This window comes from Enterococcus saccharolyticus subsp. saccharolyticus (assembly GCF_029023825.1).
GTDB classification, from domain to species: domain Bacteria; phylum Bacillota; class Bacilli; order Lactobacillales; family Enterococcaceae; genus Enterococcus_F; species Enterococcus_F saccharolyticus.
Genome location: NZ_CP118957.1, coordinates 1,175,676 through 1,194,023 on the forward strand (window position 1 = coordinate 1,175,676; position 18,348 = coordinate 1,194,023).

16 protein-coding genes are annotated in these 18,348 nt (G+C 35.3%); 12 read left to right on the plus strand and 4 right to left on the minus strand.

From position 1 onward, the window contains the following. Window positions 1-14: 14 nt before the first annotated feature. Complete coding sequence (locus tag PYW32_RS06085; protein ID WP_016175209.1) at window positions 15-851, plus strand: PRD domain-containing protein; 837 nt, start codon at window positions 15-17, stop codon at window positions 849-851. Window positions 852-916: 65 nt separating this feature from the next. Here PYW32_RS06085 and PYW32_RS06090 read toward each other — a convergent pair whose 3' ends face one another. Continuing rightward, window positions 917-2,578 (minus strand): PucR family transcriptional regulator, encoded by a 1,662-nt coding sequence (locus tag PYW32_RS06090; protein ID WP_016175208.1) that lies wholly within the window; start codon window positions 2,576-2,578, stop codon window positions 917-919. Between the two features lie 323 nt (window positions 2,579-2,901). Here PYW32_RS06090 and PYW32_RS06095 point away from each other — a divergent pair, with 323 nt between their 5' ends. Both PYW32_RS06095 and PYW32_RS06100 read left to right on the plus strand, forming a co-directional pair. Next, a complete protein-coding gene (locus PYW32_RS06095) occupies window positions 2,902-4,257 on the plus strand; it encodes a hypothetical protein (RefSeq protein ID WP_016175207.1) in 1,356 nt (451 codons plus the stop codon). A gap of 46 nt (window positions 4,258-4,303) precedes the next feature. Further along, complete coding sequence (locus tag PYW32_RS06100; RefSeq protein WP_016175206.1) at window positions 4,304-5,527, plus strand: amidohydrolase family protein; 1,224 nt, start codon at window positions 4,304-4,306, stop codon at window positions 5,525-5,527. Between the two features lie 47 nt (window positions 5,528-5,574). Here the strand turns inward: PYW32_RS06100 and PYW32_RS06105 are convergent, their stop codons facing one another. Further along, window positions 5,575-6,372, minus strand: coding sequence for a TerC family protein (locus tag PYW32_RS06105; RefSeq protein WP_016175205.1), 798 nt, complete (start codon window positions 6,370-6,372; stop codon window positions 5,575-5,577). A 209-nt stretch (window positions 6,373-6,581) separates the two neighbouring features. Between PYW32_RS06105 and PYW32_RS06110 the strand changes: the two genes are divergently transcribed. The 3 genes from PYW32_RS06110 (at window position 6,582) to PYW32_RS06120 (ending at window position 9,127) form a co-directional block, all read left to right on the plus strand. Next, the gene (locus PYW32_RS06110) at window positions 6,582-7,334 is read left to right on the plus strand and encodes a tetratricopeptide repeat protein (RefSeq protein ID WP_016175204.1); all 753 of its coding nucleotides are present in this window, start codon (window positions 6,582-6,584) and stop codon (window positions 7,332-7,334) included. A 92-nt stretch (window positions 7,335-7,426) separates the two neighbouring features. Next, window positions 7,427-8,578, plus strand: coding sequence for an anthrax toxin lethal factor-related metalloendopeptidase (locus PYW32_RS06115; RefSeq protein WP_016175203.1), 1,152 nt, complete (start codon window positions 7,427-7,429; stop codon window positions 8,576-8,578). Window positions 8,579-8,599: 21 nt separating this feature from the next. Then, entirely contained in the window at window positions 8,600-9,127 is a 528-nt protein-coding gene (locus tag PYW32_RS06120; protein ID WP_016175202.1) for a hypothetical protein, read from the plus strand. A gap of 74 nt (window positions 9,128-9,201) precedes the next feature. On the opposite strand, the gene PYW32_RS06125 is transcribed toward PYW32_RS06120, so the two are convergent. Next, complete coding sequence (locus PYW32_RS06125; protein ID WP_016175201.1) at window positions 9,202-9,912, minus strand: MerR family transcriptional regulator; 711 nt, start codon at window positions 9,910-9,912, stop codon at window positions 9,202-9,204. Between the two features lie 148 nt (window positions 9,913-10,060). Between PYW32_RS06125 and PYW32_RS06130 the strand changes: the two genes are divergently transcribed. Next, window positions 10,061-10,756, plus strand: coding sequence for a DUF8817 family protein (locus PYW32_RS06130; RefSeq protein WP_016175200.1), 696 nt, complete (start codon window positions 10,061-10,063; stop codon window positions 10,754-10,756). Window positions 10,757-10,830: 74 nt separating this feature from the next. Here PYW32_RS06130 and PYW32_RS06135 read toward each other — a convergent pair whose 3' ends face one another. Beyond that, a complete protein-coding gene (locus PYW32_RS06135) occupies window positions 10,831-11,703 on the minus strand; it encodes a MurR/RpiR family transcriptional regulator (RefSeq protein WP_016175199.1) in 873 nt (290 codons plus the stop codon). Window positions 11,704-11,920: 217 nt separating this feature from the next. On the opposite strand from PYW32_RS06135, the gene PYW32_RS06140 reads away from it, so the two are divergent. From PYW32_RS06140 to holA, 5 genes are all read left to right on the plus strand, one after another. Next, window positions 11,921-12,886 (plus strand): Gfo/Idh/MocA family protein, encoded by a 966-nt coding sequence (locus tag PYW32_RS06140; RefSeq protein ID WP_016175198.1) that lies wholly within the window; start codon window positions 11,921-11,923, stop codon window positions 12,884-12,886. Window positions 12,887-13,074: 188 nt separating this feature from the next. Beyond that, complete coding sequence (locus tag PYW32_RS06145; protein ID WP_016175197.1) at window positions 13,075-14,118, plus strand: NAD(P)-dependent alcohol dehydrogenase; 1,044 nt, start codon at window positions 13,075-13,077, stop codon at window positions 14,116-14,118. Between the two features lie 347 nt (window positions 14,119-14,465). After that, complete coding sequence (locus tag PYW32_RS06150; protein ID WP_016175196.1) at window positions 14,466-15,002, plus strand: ComE operon protein 2; 537 nt, start codon at window positions 14,466-14,468, stop codon at window positions 15,000-15,002. After that, window positions 14,992-17,241 carry a DNA internalization-related competence protein ComEC/Rec2 gene (locus tag PYW32_RS06155; RefSeq protein WP_016175195.1) on the plus strand — a complete coding sequence of 750 codons (2,250 nt, stop codon included), beginning with the start codon at window positions 14,992-14,994 and terminating at the stop codon, window positions 17,239-17,241. Before PYW32_RS06150 ends, PYW32_RS06155 begins: the two co-directional genes overlap by 11 nt. A 55-nt stretch (window positions 17,242-17,296) precedes the next feature. Then, entirely contained in the window at window positions 17,297-18,334 is a 1,038-nt protein-coding gene (holA, locus tag PYW32_RS06160; RefSeq protein ID WP_016175194.1) for a DNA polymerase III subunit delta, read from the plus strand. Window positions 18,335-18,348: the final 14 nt, after the last annotated feature.

Here is an 18,348-nt window from a genome sequence, read left to right on the forward strand (position 1 = left end):
GGAAGGCGTGTAAAATGGAAGTTATTAAAGCATTGAATAATAGTTTGATTCTTAGTCAGAATGATGAAGGAATCGAAGTTATTTTAATGGGAAAAGGATTAGGTTTTTCATTAAAAAGAGGGGATGTTGTTCCAGAAGAGAAAATAGAAAAAGTGTTTAAGTTAGACTCAATTTCTGAAACTTTAAAATCAGATTATATTCAATTATTTGAGAATATTCCAGAAAAACTACTACTGGTCGTCAAAGAAATTATTGACCATAGCAATGCACAGTTTGAAACAAGTTTAAGCAAAAATTTGTTTTTTACATTACTCGATCATATTAATTATGCAATCGAACGAACACAGCAAGGCATTGTTTTTCAAAATAAATTACTTGTTGAAATTCAACGATACTACCCCAAAGAATTTGCATTAGGAAAATATGCCGTCGAACATTTAAATACAGAGCTACAGATAGAATTACCAGAAGAAGAAGCAGGAAATATTGCCTTTCATATTGTCAATGCACAAGATGGACGTGCAAATATGGAAGAAACTATTCAAGCGATTCGGATGTTAAAAGATATACTGATGTTGTTAAGTTATTTGTTTCCTGAAAAAGAAGTCGATACGGAGTCATTGTTATATTTACGCTTTGTCACACACTTACAATTTTTCATTAGCCGTATGTTGAAAAAAGAAGAACTACCTACAAAAGATGATTTTTTACTAAATTCTGTCAAAGAACGTTTATCACGAGAGTTTAGCGCAGCCAAAAAAGTAAAAAAATATGTCGAAGTGGAGCTAGACGTTGCTGTGAATAACGATGAATTGTTGTATCTCACCTTGCATATTGCACGTGTGTATTAATGAAAAATAGTAGTAAAAAACGTATGAAATCTGTTTTAAGAACAGAAAATTCATACGTTTTTTTGTTACAACAATGGAAAAATATAAATTACAAATTCTAATTGCAGGTTATCTCCCGGTGTATCAAAACTGATATTTAGGATTTCTTCGATTTTATTTAAGCGATGCAAGAGGGTATTGCGATGAATAAATAAATTTTCAGCGGCTTTGGTAATATTTCGATTGGCTTGATAGTATGCTTGTAAGGTTTTTAAGTATTCACTTTTATTGACAGCGTCAAATTGTTTTAAAGGCGTAATAAAGCGTTCAGTAATCTTATGCAAACCATCAATTGATAAATGATCTCTAATGATATGCTTCAAAAAAACATCATCATACGAAATAATTGGTGTGGAATGTTCGAAAGATGCGTCGCTATTATAGATATCTAATGTTTGTAAGGCTTGTTGGAAGGAGATATAAATTTGCTTAATATTGGGAACGGTGGGTCCAATCACCATCGTAATATCTAAATCATTTGATTCTTTCGCTAATTGATTTAGTAAAGACTTGCCAATCGTATTCATGGTTTTTAGATATTCTCTTTCATCCGCAGGTGGGTCTTGGATTAATAAAATAAATGAATTGCTGTATTCGATACAAATCATTTTTTGACGGTAGCCACTTAGCATTTGATTGAGTCGGGTACTTAAATTCATTATCTGACGATTTGATTGGGACTGATTGTTAGACGTTTCCAAAATCACGATAGAATAGATCGCATCTGTTTTTAATTGATAATATTTAATGAATTGAATCAAAACATCTTCGTTTTGGTATTTGTTGCGAATGATTTCAAAAAACATTTCATTGCGTTTTTGGTAACTTTCAATGTTTAATGAATCTTCTAATTGCAATTGTAATAACAGATATTGTGCCGCAACTTTCAGCTCAATAATATCTAACGGACCTAGTTCATGCATCGTATTCCAAATAATTAAATAAGAAATAATGATATTATTTTTTTTAATTGGAAAAATCCGAATGGGAATCGTTTTTTGACCAAAACTAAAGTCTAAATTCATAGGATCTTGATAAAAACGTAAGGATGAATTAATTTTTTCGTTTAAAAATTGTTGAATATGTTGAACATTTTTTTGTTTATTCAAGATACTTGAGACTCGGATAGGATTCTCTGGCAAATCTGCATAATAAGTAGGACTAAAATTCTGATCGAATAAAACAATGGGATTTTGGATGGATTCAGCCAATTTTTGAATGACGTGTTTGCTTCCATTACCTGCTTCCAAAATGCGATACATCTTGTTGTGCATCGAAACTTCTAATGAACTAACCATGCTTTGATTAAATTTATGATGTTGATTAATAATCGAAATAATTTCCGTAAAATTGTAATCATAAGGAATCGATAGGATAGGGAGATTGACTTTGTTGGCAAGTTTGACCATTGATTCAGGAATTTCATCAAAGTAACGTTGCAATTTAAAGCCCAAAGCCGAACAATTCATTTTGGCTAAATCACGAATTAGTCGTTTTTGCATGGCCTCATCATCTTTGAAAATAAAACCAGTTGTCAGCAACATCTCACCAGGGGTTAGCCAATCAAACGCGTCAGGATTTTCCATGATATTCACTTGTAAAATTTGATTCTTGATATTTTTTTCACCAGCTAGAATCGTAATACCTTTTAATTCATCTAAATGTAATAAATCTTCTACTGTTAACATTGTTAAAATCCTCCAACTATCTATTTTATCCAATCAAATACGACATTTATTGGAAATACTCCTAATTTGAATCCGCATTCAATTCGTTTAAAATATTAGTATAAGTTTGATTAGTCGTTGACCAAACGAAAACGATCAAAAATAATTTTCTATTCCTTATCATAATCTATAAAAGAGAAATTATCCATTAGTTAAATGGAGTAGAAAGTTATTTTTATAAAAGGGGGATAGTAAAAAGGAACATTTGGTGTTGTTGCGCGTGTCAATTCGGTTACGCTCATGATCATCAACTTATAAATGAAGGATTTTAAGGAGGAGAACAAATGAATATCAAAAAAATAGTCCAATTTAGTTTATTAGTAATTGGCATCAATTTTTTATTACCAACAGCTGTCTTTGCCCAAGACTTAGAAGTTCAAGCGCCGACAGGTTTCATTGCAATTCTGACGTTAGTTCCATTAATTGTCGTATTGGTTCTATTATTTTTAAAAGTAGATATGATCATTGCTGGTTTAGTTGGTGGGATTTTAGCAATTTTAATTGGCGGCATTGGTTTAGCTGATGTAAATAAGGAATTACTTGAAGCGATTCCGACGATGTTAGGCATTACCGTCCCAATTATTAATTCGGCTATTGCGATGGCGGTATTTAAATCAGGTGGGTACTCCGCTGCTTTAACTTTAGCCAAAAGAGGAACAAAAGGAAAAGTAGAGTTTGTTGCTGTATTTATCGTTATTTTATTAGCAGCTGCAACGTATATGTCAGGAATTGGCGGCGGTAGTGCGATGGTTATTGCACCATTAGCATTTGCGGCAGTGGGCGTAGTACCAGAATTAATTGCTGCGATGTCATTAGCTGCAGCGGTCTCTTTTACCACATCACCGGCTTCATTAGAAACAAGTATTACGTCGCAATTAGCAGGGATTGATGCTGCTGAATATGTGACAGCTATGCGTCCTTATTGGTTATTCTTTGTAGCCTTGGCGTTAGTATTGGCTTACTGGGGAACAAAACGTCGTGGTCTTGGTTTTAAAGAAGAAGCAAATGATGAGTATAGCTCAATGTCAAATGGGCAATTATTTAAAATTACGATTCCAGCAATCTTCTTATTATTTGCGGTAATCTTTGGCCCGATTGTTAATGATTTAGCTGGAACAGCAATCTTTACACCATTAACTTACATGGTTGTAACACTGGTATTGATTTATCTATGTACAAAATTCAACATGAACGAATCTGTTACGGCAATGGTTGATGGTTCAACATATATCTTAACGCGTTTATTCCAAGTGGGTATTTTCTTAGCGTTCATCAATGTCATCGCTAAAACGGGTACATTCGCAGTAATTGCCGGTGTTGCTAATAATGCTCCGACCGCAATTGTTATTCCTGTGGCAGTATTAACTGGTATTTTGATTGGTATTCCAGCAGGAGCGTATGTAGGATCAGTGTTAACATTAGTCTTGCCGGTTGCCGTTTCATTAGGTTTCCCAATTGTAGCTTTGGGATTTGTAACGATGGGTGTTGGTTTAGGTAGTCAAATGAGCTTTGTAAATATTACCATGCAAGCTCTGTCTTCAGGATTCCAAACACCAATCTTGGATATTGTTAAAGGAAACGTCAAATGGATTAGTATTGCGTCAGTCATTCTATTGATTATTTCATTTATTTTTGCTTAATCAAACGAAGAATGAATTATCAACTAAAAGAAAGCGGGGATTTATTATGGATTTAATTATTAGACAAGCACGTCTAAAAGATGGAGAAGATCTAAAAGATATTGCTGTGCAAGCAGGTAAAATTGTCGAAATTGCCGATTCAATTGCTGGTGATGCCGAAAGAGAAATTCAAGCAGAAGGACGTGTCTTGATTCCAGGTCTAATTGAAAGTCACATTCACTTGGATAAGGCATTGATTGCAAGCCGTAAACCGAATAAATCTGGTACATTGCAAGAAGCAATTAAAGTAACCGCAGAATTAAAACCGACATTTACAAAAGACGATGTTTACAGTCGTGCAAAACAAGCCTTAGAAATGATTATCAAAAGTGGGGTAACCACTATTCGTACTCACTCAGAGTTTGATCCAGCGCAAGGTTTCACTGGTTTTGAAACGATTTTACAATTAAAAGAAGAGTACAAAGAATTAGTGGATATTCAAGTCGTGGCCTTTCCACAAGAAGGAATTTTTAAAGCACCTGGTACAGAAGAAATGATGTATCAAGCAATGGATATGGGCGCAGACGTAGTGGGAGGAATTCCTTACAATGATGCACCAGCTAATGAACACATCGATTTGATTTTTGATATTGCGAAAAAATATGGGAAAGACGTTGATTTACACCAAGATTTTGCTGATGAAGCAGATGATATTTCGATTGAATATTTGTGTAAAAAAACAATTGCTGAAGGGTATCAAGGGCGTGTATCTGTGGGGCATTTAACTGCATTACATGCCTTACCAGAAGAAAAACTACGTCCAATTATCGAATTGATGGCAGAAGCAGACATTAGTGTGATGGCGTTACCAGCAACTGATTTACATTTAGGCGCACGTTCAGATGAATACAATGTTCGCCGAGCAGTAACACCTATTCGTAAATTACGTGATGGTGGTGTCAACATGTGTATTGCTACCAATAATATTCGTAATGCATTTACGCCTTATGGAACAGGCGATATCATGCAAACAGCTATGTTAGCCATTCCAGTTGCGCATTTAGGTGGTGCGGATGATTTACCAACTGTTTTACCAATGATTACAACGAATCCTGCTCGTGCAATTGGATTGAAAAATTACGGAATTGAGGTTGGAAATCAAGCAGATATGGTCTTGTTAGACACAAAAGTTGTCAATGATGCAATTATCGATTTACCAACACGTTTGTTTGTCATCAAAAATGGCCGAGTAACAATTGAAACGACTAAAACCGTAACTGTTCATCGCTAAATAAAGAATGCGTTCCCTGTTGAGGGAGCGCATTCTTATATTTATATTTAACGCTTAATTTTTTCAGTAAGTTCAGTTACAGGTAGATTTTTTTCTGCGGTTTGTGTTCGCACCCCTACAATGTATCCGATAGCTGCAATTGAGATAAGAACAGTCCAGAAAATGACTTCCCATAATGTTGAATGAGGGAATGAATGAGGAATAATTCCTAATTTTTCATGTCCTAATGTTAACACAGCTAATTTTACCCCAACCCAACCAACAATCAGAAACGCTGCTGTTTCTAATGATGGAATTTTTTCTAAAAGTGAAACGAACCAGCGTGCTGCAAAACGCATCATAATGACACCGATAAGTCCGCCTAAAAACATCACGACAAATGGACCTGCATTAATACCACCGATAGAGTGACTTCCAATTGCAGGAAGTGTTACGGCAATGGCTATTGCAGCTAGAATAGAATCGACAGCAAACGCGATGTCTGCAAGTTCTACTTTGACTACTGTCATCCAAAAACCAGAGGCTTTCTTGGGCTTAGTTGTTTCATCAGAATTTTCTGAATGTCTCAAAGAATCGTAAATGTGTTTACCAGACATGAACAGCAAGTAAAGTGCACCAATGGCTTGAATTTGCCAGAAGTTAACTAACATTGTAATTAGGAAAATTGCGGCAAAACGGAAAACAAATGCGCCAACTAAACCATATAACAATGCTTTTTGTTGCTGATCTTTGGGTAGGTGTTTCACCATCACGGCCATTACGACAGCATTATCTGCTGCTAATAACCCCTCTAACACAATCAAAACGATAAGTACCCAAGCATATTGTAATAATATTGTCTCCAAAGTAATATAATTCCTCCTTTAATAGTTAAAAAAATAAGAATGATTTATCTACCTAAAGAGATAAATTGCATTCAAATCCACTATGAATAATACCACACCAATATGCAGATGTAAACGTTATTTGTGAAGAATAAAAAGCGAATTTTTGCAAAAATCTGATTTTTTGATTACTATAAAATAAAAAGCACGCAGATAGGAGATGTGTACACTTGAGTAAAGATGAGGATAAAAATAAAAATTTCTCGGTATTCAGTCGAATTTCTAAGTCATTGGGTGTTGAGAAAAAACTAGAAAAAACGAACGAAGTAATTGAACAAATTGACATACAGGAAACGGATGAAACTACCGAAACAACGGAAGTGCTGGAAGAGCAAGCGACTCCAGTAACGGATAATGTCGTGGATTTGGCTGAGAAGCAACGCAAAGAAAAAAATCAAGAAGGTGTCAAGTGGTTAAAAGCGGCTGCTGATTTAGGAGACACAGGTGCCATGAATGAACTAGCCTACTGTTATCTAGCTGGTGTTGGGTTAACGCCTGATCCTATTGAAGGAGAACTTTGGTTGCGCCGTTCTGCTGAATTAGGAGATTTATGGGCAATCGTAGATTTAGCTGTTCGCTTACTAGATGGTGAAGGGATTGAACGAAACGCTGTTGAAGGCGAAAAATGGTTGCATTTAGCAGTAGAGCGTCGTGATGGTATTGCCACGCGCGTACTTGGTTATCGTCTGTTGCATGGCGATGGTTTACAGAAAAATGCAGAAGAAGGCGCACGCTATTTGTATCTAGCAGCCGAATCGTTGCATGAGCTAGTCGCGATGCGTTTATTAGGACTGTATCATATCAAAGGAGATTTTCTGACTAAAGACGTAAAAAAAGGCGAATACTGGTTAAAGCGAGCTGCTGATGGTGGTGAGAAAATTGCGATGCGTGAATGGGGCAGATACTTGATTCGTGGGTTTTAATTTAAGAAGTTTGTAGGAACATCATTGGAAATTCTATGCGTATGCAGACGAACTTCTAATGATGTTTTTATTCAACTGAAAGGAGAAAAAACATGCGAAAAAGAAATTGGTTATTGATTATTTTAGGATTATCTCTCATTGGTGCGTTCTTTTTTCGCTTTGTGAAGCAGGAACCTACGACGTCAGAAAATGAAGCGCGCATTCGTGAAATGATTGTTTTAGAAGAAAAAGAAACGATCAAAGAAGCTGTGGTCGAAGAGGTGGTGCAAGCCCTAAGTTCAGTAGATGCAGAATTAATCCATCTCGTTTATCACAACGAATTGACTATTTTATTGACCGATTACGAGTTTGAAGAATTACCAAATTTTCATGTCTATAAAAACGATTTAGAAAAATATGCGGGATTTTTTGTACCTGCGGATAATACTATCTATATCAAAATAAATGCTGCTCATTCCGATAATGGGTATATTGCATTACATGAATTCGGACATGCAATTGATTATCGTTTAGGGGATAGTTATGGTTATTTGAGTGAGTCATTACGTGATGAATTTGAAGAAATTAAGGACAATGAAAAAGATAACGTATTGCCTGAACGAAAAGGAACAGAAGAATTATCGGGTCTTCAAGTATCCGAATATTATGCACAAACCAAAGAATATTTTGCTGAAATTTTCGCGTTGTATTATCATAGCAATCGAACAAACGAAAAACTACAAGAAGCAGGGGCAAAAAGTTATGCACTCATCGAATCACTGCCCTATCGTGTATTAACTGTTAGTAGTTACACGCAACAAGGCTATACGCTAACTTGGCGACCGTTGGAATCGGCAACTTATCAACTGTATCAAAACAATCGTCTGATTGAGACAGTAGGAATGAATAGGACAGAATATACTTTCCCTCTTGAAACAACCAATTCGTCTTATTTTAAAGATTATCAGGTATCATTCAAAGCGTTTGATTCTTCAGGAAAAGAATTGTTTACTTCGACTACTGCTGATACGAGAGATGCACCGTTAGATATTTCTAACTTGAAAAAATTAGTGCAACAAACAGAAGAACTGTTAGAAAAAGGTGTAGCAAATTCTCATTTTATAGCATACGACTTAAAGAAAGCGCACGAAGAAATTGACAGCGTTCAAAAAAATGAGCGTACCTTTCGTCAAGCAGAGATATTAAGGACAGAAAAACAATTGGAAAAATTTTTGATGGATTATCAAGTAGAAGGCGTAGATTAATGGAGAAAGGGAGGAGTCGACATGAAGAAGCTTTTGGGCATGCTACTATTTTTGGCGGTATCGCTACTTATTATGGTGATATTGTATAAAAACGGCCTTTTTGCAGGAATCAATGGTTCAGCATTGTTAGGGATATTTCTAACTGTCGCATCGCTTCTTTTGGTTCTCTTTATCTGGTTTGCTTTTGACAACAGTACTAGGAGAGGGCTATTTTTTATTTTAAATAAGAAAAATTATCTCCAAACTATGGCAATTATCAGAAAAGAACGCCTAACAAATATAAGCTATAATGGTTCAGAAAGTGGATATGGTGGGTATCGTCAACGGCAATATAAAATAGATTATCAAGATAAACAAGGAAATAGGCATGAAAAAATTTACACCACAGGAATGGCGAAATCGAAATTTGCTACCCTCTTACATTGGAAAGTAGGAACGAGTCTTCGTGTAGTGTATTCACCTAAGAAACCAAGTCGCGTATTTATCGATAAAGCGTATGATCAAAAACAAGTGAAACGAAAAATGAGTGAGGATAAGAAAAAATTTTAGTTACACATTACAAATAAGAAGTAGCAATCAAATTAGTAAATCTGATCGCTACTTCTTATTTATTGATGCGCTTTTTATTTTTTGGTGACGCCCGCTTCATCTAAAGTAGTCAATAAATGATGGAAAGCGGCAATTCCCTTAAATTGATTTAAAAGCATCAGATTAATTTGTTCCAAAGCACTATTTGCAATCTCTCGTGTTTGCGACATCTGTTTATTTTCGACTTCTTTTAGAACCTGTCGAACAGTATCTAAAGAAAAGACTGTTCGTTGGACGGCACGAATAATATAAACTTTGCGAATATCTTGAATATTAAACTGGCGAAAACCACTATGAATATCTCTTTGTGGTGTTAGTAGTCCTTCTTTCTCCCAATGGCGGATTGCCGATGTAGAGACATTTGCTTCTTTTGCGACTTCACCAATTGAAAAGTATTTTTTATTTTTATATTTGGGAATGGCTGCTAATACACCAGGTTCTAGTATTTCGATGGTATATTCGATCCTTGCTTTTTCCTGACAGAGCGCTACTTGCTTTTTGTTAATTTCCCAAATAGCTGTAGTCGTATCGCCAATCATGACCATTGGCAGTAGTGTTTTAATAAACGCTATGCCAAATCCGGGGATCATTTCTCTAATACATTTAAAATAGGCTTCATGAACTTCTGTATACATTCTATAACCAATCTCTTGACGCGCAACTTCTGGAATAATTTTCCATGATTCATAATGTCTGAGGGCATTAGTACTAATATTTAATTTTCTCGCGATGTCAATTTCTTTCATGCAACATCCTCCTTACTAAGATTATAAAAAAACTTCAAGTTGATGACACCTTTAAGTTTCCTAATAAGCTATTTATAAGCTTAAATGATTCATCAACCTTATCATTTGCATGAAATAGATACAATAGAAGTAGAATGGAGGTATTATGATGAAGAAAATGAATGTGAAACAATTTGTCCCCGCGTTACCTGCTGTCGATTTAAAGGAAACAGTGGCATTTTATGAAAAGTTAGGGTTTGTTAATACGTATGCGGAGAATCAACGTCGAGGTGGTTATGCCATTATGACAAACGATTATTTTGAATTTCACCTGTATACGTATAAGAAGCTGACAATTCCAACACCTACCAATATTTATATTTATGAGATAGAAAATATTGATGAATGGCATAAAATGTTAGAAACAAACTATATAGAATCTGTTGGTAAAAAGCTTTCTCGAACAGGATTACCTCGAATGGGGATACCTAAAAATTTAAATTTCGATAGAAGATTTACGATGACTGATCCCAATGGCAATTATTTTATTTTTGTCCAACCATTTGAACAGAAAAAAGAGCATCAAATTAAGTCGCGATTTGAGAAACTATACTGGGAAAGCAACACCTTAGCTTATTCCCATGAAAGTCCAATTGAAGCTAAAAAAATGTTGGAAATTGCCATAGCTAGACACGATGTACTAAATGAAAAATCGGAAATCGCCTTTCAAACGTATGTGCTTCTCGTAGATTGCTCGTACCTTTTAGGAAATAAGACAGAAGCAGAGATGTATTACAAAGAAGCAACGAAATATCTTGAAAAAGTCGTCCACAAAGATGAATATTTCGAAGATGCGATGGTTTAATATAAAAAATATGAATCGTTACTTGCAAAATAAAGCATACAAAGAACGAGGTGCTCATTCAACACCTCGTTCTTTTAAGGAGTAGGGTTTTCTGATAAAATTCCTTGTTCTAAAAGCGCATGTTTTATTTTCAGATTGACTAGATTCTGTTGGAATTCTTGAGCATACAAAATGGAAAAAAGAGTATCTAAGACATATTGAAAAGCAATTTGAGAAGAAAATGTCCCAATTTTTAGAAAGTCATACTCATTCTGACTAATAACTATCGGAAGTGTTGCTAATTGATTGAGAGCTGCATTTGGATTCCCACTTAATAGGACAGAAGGAATTCTTTTTTCTTGGAAGTAAGTCAGAATTTTAGCATGTTGCGGTGATTTGGCTCCATATGTAACAAATAAAGCACAATCTGTCGGAGTAAGATTGGCAGCGGTCCAAGCTTCATCTGCGTATTCATCTGCCACAATTAAAAACTTATTAATTTTAATCATCTTATTTTGAAAACTGCGTGAACGAATTTGTGAATCACCTTTAGCGAATAAAAAAATACGATTGGCTTTCGTCAAAATAGCAGCAGCATCCTCTAATAATTTTCCGTTGATTTGCAATTGTGTTAATTTAATCGTTTCAATAGTTAAATCAGCCATTTTTTTGGCAATTTGATCTGAAGAGTCCTGTGGTTCAAAAGGAAAATTGGCATCTACTTGCTCTTGAGTGTAACGTTTGTTGTAGGCTGCTTCGGATAAGGCAATTTTAAAATCTCTAAAACCTTCAAAATTTAATTTTTTTGCTAATCGAACGACTGCCGAATGAGATGTATAGGTTTGTTTGGCAATTTGTTCAATGTTCATATTAGGAATTTGGGTTAAATTCTCTAAAATATAGTGCGCAATTTTTTGTTCATTACTCGTAAAATTTTCTTGCGTCGTTAGTTGCTCAATTAGTAGCATAGAACTAACCTCCTCATCTATAGCTATCATAGCTTATTTCTTTAATTTTCTCATGGAAATACTGTTATCGTTAAACAAAAAGTTCAATCAGAAACACTAAACGTCGTCTTTTTATGAAAGTTTTGACCAATTTATTGAGAATCACTTTTAAACAAAACATCTCCTAGCTATACTATCCGTGTAGTTAGCTATTAAATAAAGAAAGTAGAGGATACAAATGAACTTAGGAATATTTGGCGCTGGCATGATTGTTCAAGAGTTTTTAACGATTGCACGAGATATACCACAATTAGAATTAGTTTCAATTTTGGGAACGGAACGCTCGCTGTCTAAAACCAAAGAATTACAAACACAATATGGGATTCAAAAGGTTTATACAGACGTTGAGGGAAATTTAATGAACGATGACATCGATACAGTTTATATCGCTTTACCCAATCATCTACATTATTCATTTGCTAAAAAAGCGTTAGAATCTGGGAAACATGTTATTTGTGAAAAACCTTTTACATTAACTTTAGCTCAATTACTTGAATTAGAACAACTTGCAAAGGCTAAAAATTTAATCTTAATTGAAGCAATCACCAATCAGTATTTATCAAATTATCAAGAAATCAAAAATAACTTAGCTTCACTTGGAGACATTAAGCTGGTTGAATGTAATTACTCACAATATTCTTCAAGATATGATGCGTTTAAACAAGGCATTATTTTGCCCGCCTTCAATCCAGAAATGGGTGGTGGTGCGTTGATGGATATTAATATTTATAACATTCATTTTGTGGTCGGACTATTGGGTAAACCCACTAAAGTAACGTACTTTGCGAACGAAGAACAACAAGTCGATACGTCGGGTGTCCTCATTTTAGAGTATCCCCAAACAAAAGCAGTATGTATTGGTGCAAAAGATTCATGGGCAAAAAATAGATCCATCATCCAAGGCACAAAAGGAGCGATTACAGTCGAGGGGCCCAGCAATACAGTGGAAAATTACACGATTACCCAAGCAGCAACACCCGCTCAATCAATGAACAAAAATACACACGATCATCGAATGGTAGAAGAATTCTTGCATTTTGTTAGAATAATCGAAAATCAAGACGTAGAAGAAGCGCATCGACGTATGGAACATTCAAAGTTGGTCATGATGGTTATTGAAGAAGCTGTGGCTAGTTGTAAATAGCATTTAGTTATTGATGTATTGGTTAAAAAATACGAGTCTTTTATACTTTCAATGTATATCGTATATTTTAAGTGGGAGGCTAATTATTCCGATTTAAGAAATTCATCAAAATTATTCATTTATACTTGCCTTAATGTTAACTTTAAGAGGTATTATAGTAATAGATTTACTATTAAGGAGGAATTATCATGTATAATGTTAAAGCTCGAGCAGCATTTAGTCCAACTGCCAATTTCAAAAAAACAGATATTACGCGTAGAGCGTTAGATAAGAAGGATATTTTAATCGAGATTAAATATGCGGGAATTTGCCATTCGGATATTCACACGGTGCGAGGAGAATGGGGAGAAGTGCAATATCCGCTAGTACCTGGCCATGAAATTGCTGGAATTGTGAAAGAAACAGGCGAAGAAGTGACCAAATATACTATTGGCGATAGAGTGGGCGTAGGATGTATGGTTGATTCTTGTGGTCAATGCGAACATTGCCAACAAGGAGAGGAACAATACTGTGAAGGTCCTCATGGTCATACGGGAACTTATGCAGATATTGATAAGTATGGAGAGTATACACAAGGTGGCTATTCGACCCATATCGTAGTATCGGAAGACTTTGTTGTTCGTATTCCAGATAATATCCCATTAGAAAAAGCAGCCCCTCTACTATGTGCAGGTATCACTACATTTTCTCCATTAAATCATTGGCAGGCAGCTGGAAAAAATATCGCTGTCGTTGGTTTAGGAGGTTTAGGGCATATGGCTGTTAAAATTGGTCATGCGATGGGAGCAAAAGTGACCGTGCTGTCTCAAACATTGAGTAAAAAAGAGGACGGATTATTATTTGGCGCAGACGGTTATTATGCTACCTCCGATCCAAAAACCTTTGAAACTTTAAGTAATTCGTTTGATCTAATTATTAACACAGTCAGTGCAATTCTGGATTATGACAGTTACTTAAGTTTATTAAAGCTTGATGGAACGCTGGTCAATGTGGGAGCACCAGCAGAAGCAGCCCCACTGCACATTAGCAGTTTAATCGGAGGTCGTCGTTCGTTTGCTGGGTCAGCAATTGGCGGTATCAAAGAAACACAAGAAATGTTAGATTTTTGTGGCGAACACAATATTACTCCAGAAATTGAACTAATTTCTGCGGATAAAATAGAGGAAGCTTATGAAAGAGTGCTTCATTCAGATGTAAGATACCGTTTTGTCATAGATACCAAAACAATTTAATCGTCAAAAAACTTCTCATGCATTAGTTTGAGAAGTTTTTTTTTATAGCTATGGGATTATTTTTTCAAAAAATAACTACAATGTATGGAAAATGCGTATGTTTTATTAGAACAAACGATTAGTTCTTTGAAAATTCCATATTTTACAGCAAACTTGAATGTTGAAGCAAAGATAAGGGGATTTTTTGCTTGGTAATTTTGACTGGAATTGTACACAAAATAGCATGAGTATGATAACATTTGGTCAATGTATCTATTATTTCATACGCATATATTTTTCATAAATAGAAAATACAACAAGTGAGTATTCATTTGTATGTTTAAACAAAAGAATAAGGGAGAATTTGAATGGAAGAGAATGTTAGAAAAACCTATAATATCAACGCTTCAAGCGATTTTATAAAGGCGGAACACGAACGTATCCCCTGGAACCAATATTTCATGGCGCAGTCGGTTCTATTATCGTTGCGTAGTACGTGTACACGTTTGGAAGTAGGAGCGACTTTAGTAAAAGATCGACGAATTATTGCAGGAGGTTACAATGGGTCTGTTAGCGGTGATCATCATTGTATTGATGATGGATGCTATATCGTTGATGGTCACTGTATTCGAACGATTCATGCGGAGATGAATGCTTTGTTACAATGTGCGAAACTGGGGATTTCCACGGAAAATTCGGAAATTTACGTCACACATTTTCCATGTTTACCATGTACGAAAGCTATCTTACAAGCTGGTGTAAAAAAAATTTATTACTTAAATGATTATCGTAATAATGAATATGCGATGGAATTAATTAAACATGTGGGTGTAGAAGTAGAACAAGTGCAATTAGAACCAAAATATTTTGAGAAACTTTCTTTTGGGCAATTAAATGAGCAATAGAAAAGATTACTCTTGGAAAAATCAATTATTATTTCCGCTGTTGTGTGCAAGTAGTTTTTTGCATGCATGGTTATTACAGCAACCAATTTTCATATTGATTGGTTGCTATTTCTTAGGAATAATTTGCTGTAAAAAACAAGTAACATTAGTGTTACTCGCTGTTTTTTGCAGCTTTTTTGTTTTCTTACGCGCACAACAAACGAAATTACCACCTGTGCCTATTGAAAAAGAATTGGTCACTAAAGTCCACATTTTTCCTGACACGATTCAATTGAACGGGGATTTAGTTAATTTTGAAGGTTCATTATCGCAAGGAAATATCAAAGGGCAATACAAATTGGCGACTGAACAAGAAAAAAATCAATGGAAAATTCGGAAGAACTGGTCAAAAATTATCAAAGTTAAAGGATCTTTTCGAGAAATTGAACAGTTACGAAACCAACATGGATTTCATGCACAGCGGTTTTATTTTTCGACCAATCAATTAGGTGTTTTCGTGATTGATGAGATTATTTTTGAAAAAGACGCATCTGGTTTTGCAGTATTACGCAAGATTCGAGCGAGTTGTATTGATTGGTTGGAAGAAAATTTTCCTGAAAAAATTTCCACTTATTTTTTAGCACTACTCGTAGGTTATAAAAGTCGTGATTTTCATGAGATTCAAGACATTTATAGTAGTAGTGGTATTTTGCATTTCTTTACGATTTCAGGGAGTCACGTGTATTTATTTTATGGTTGGTTTTTGCAACTCTTACGGCGCACACGATTAACATTTAACGAATTTAGTCTAATTAGTTGTATCGGAATTTTCTTCGGGATTTTTTTATTTGGACAAGAAGTAAGTGTTTTACGTGCATCTTTCCTTTATTTATTGAATTTATTTTTTAAAGAAAGACAAATCCATTTGTCACGAATGGATCGCTTTAGTATCGTTTTGTTTGTACTTTTGTTATTGGATCCCAAAACATTATTACAGCTTTCAGGTATTTTATCTTTAGGAATGTCGTGGTTTATTTTAATTCAAAACGATGGAGATAATCATTTCTTTGCGCAACTATGGCGTTCTCAAGTGGTTTCAGTGTTGGCAGCGCCAATTTTTATGTATACATTTTTTGAATTACCCTTATTAGGTGGCATTTTAACGACTGTATGCGGGTCATTTTTTACTATTTTCTTACCTTTTAGTTTGTTCTTGTGCGGACTCACTCTATTAGGTGTCCCAGTATCTGGTCTAACAAACCTCTTGCTATACTTTATTCAAGGTTTTGAAGGATTATTGCGTCTGACTAAATCACTGGTTTGGGTAACTGGTCAACCAGCGATGTTTAGCGTTGTGGTGGCTGTCATCAGCAGTTTGTTACTTTATCACTATCATCGTAAATGGTTGCTTTTTCTACCTACATTCATTTTGATAGGTAGCCAATTGTTATCATTTGAGACGTCGGTTTCATTTGTTGATGTTGGTCAAGGGGATAGTACTGTTATTCAAAGTCCTTTCAAAAAGGAAGTTTATGTAATTGATACAGGAGGGAGATTGTCTTTTGAGCAAGAAGCATGGCAACAACGGACGTATCGTTCGGGAGCTGAATACACGTTATTGCCCTTTTTGAAAGGAGAGGGTGTTCGGCAAATTGATGGGTTATTTTTAACGCATGGGGATGCGGATCATTTGGGCGATGCTGCCAAAGTCATTGAAAAAATTCCTGTAAAATGGGTATATGTAGGCAAAGGGAGTTTACAACACCCAAGCATTCAACGTCTTGCTAAACATTTACCCAAACGTACAAAAATTCGAGAAGTAGAAATGAATGAAATTATTGGAAAGAGGGTATCACTACAAGTCTTAGCTCCTAAATTTGGCAAAGGTGAAAATGAGGATTCGCTTGTATTAACGACCAAGATTCGTGGTATGCGTTTTTTAATGACTGGTGATTTGGGAAAGGAAGGCGAAAGAAAACTTTTAAAAGACTATCCGAACTTAAAAGTCGACGTGATGAAACTTGGACATCACGGAAGCAAAACATCAACGGACTATCAATTTATTGCGCAAATTCAGCTAAAGGAAGGAATTATTTCATGTGGAAAAAATAATCGCTTTAACCATCCGCATCCAGAAGTATTAGAAACATTAACAGCAAATCATGTGCGTGTTTTTAGAACCGATCAATCAGGGATGGTTCGTTATTTATGGGGGATAAAAGAACAACAACCCCGTCTTTGGCTAGCGAAAGATTACTAGCATTTGCGCGTGCTTCATGGTAGGATAGCCAGTGAGAGATTGGAGAGGAAAATAGATGAATACCCAACAAGCCTTACAAGAAATTCGTTCACAAAAATTCCAATCACTGTATGTCGTTTTAGGAACAGAAGATTTTTTACAACAACAAATTCGTGAAGCGTTTTTGGCAAGTTTGAATGTCGATCAGGATGACTTGAATTTTGCGCAATTTGATTTAGAACAAGATTCCTTAGACATGGTATTGGATGAAGCGCAATCGACGCCTTTTTTTGGTGATTATCGGTTAGTGTTTGTGGACAATCCGTTTTTTTTAACCGCAGAGAAAAAAAGCAATGCACCAGAGCATAATATTGAAGGTTTATTAGAATATCTTAAAGACCCAAACGACACATCAATTGTTGTCTTTTTTGCTGCTTATGAAAAATTAGATGAGCGTAAAAAGATTACCAAACAGCTAAAAAAAGCCGCCGCAGTCATCGATGTTCAACCAATGAAAGAAGAAGACGTTCGTCGTTATTTGCAACAGACGTTGGATAATGATGGGCTAGTGATGGCACGAGATGCGTTTGAATTGTTTATCCGTTTAACAGATATGCGTTTATCCAAAGCCATGCAAGAGTTAGAGAAACTGCGCTTATATGCAGGAGAACAAAAAAGAATTTCAAAACAAGCTGTGGAACAACTTGTCCCTAAGTCCTTAGAAGATAATGTTTTTGACTTAACAAATTATGTATTACAAGGAAAAACAGAAGCAGCTTTACGTTTGTATGATGACTTATATATTCAAGGAGAAGAGACGATTAAAATCAATGCAATTTTAATTAGTCAGATTCGTTTGTTACTGCAAACGGCAATTCTAATGAAAATTGGTTATCAACAAGGAAATATTGCAGAGACCTTAAAAGTGCATCCGTATCGGGTAAAACTTGCGATGCAACAAGCAAAAAAACTGAATCAAAAAGATTTAGCACATCTTTATGATGAGCTTATTGAAAATGATTACTTAATAAAAAGTGGACGCATGGAAAAAGAGTTTTTATTCCAATTATTTGTTTTGAAAACAGCTCATCGTTTACACGGAAACGGAAAATAAAAAAAGAGGAGAAG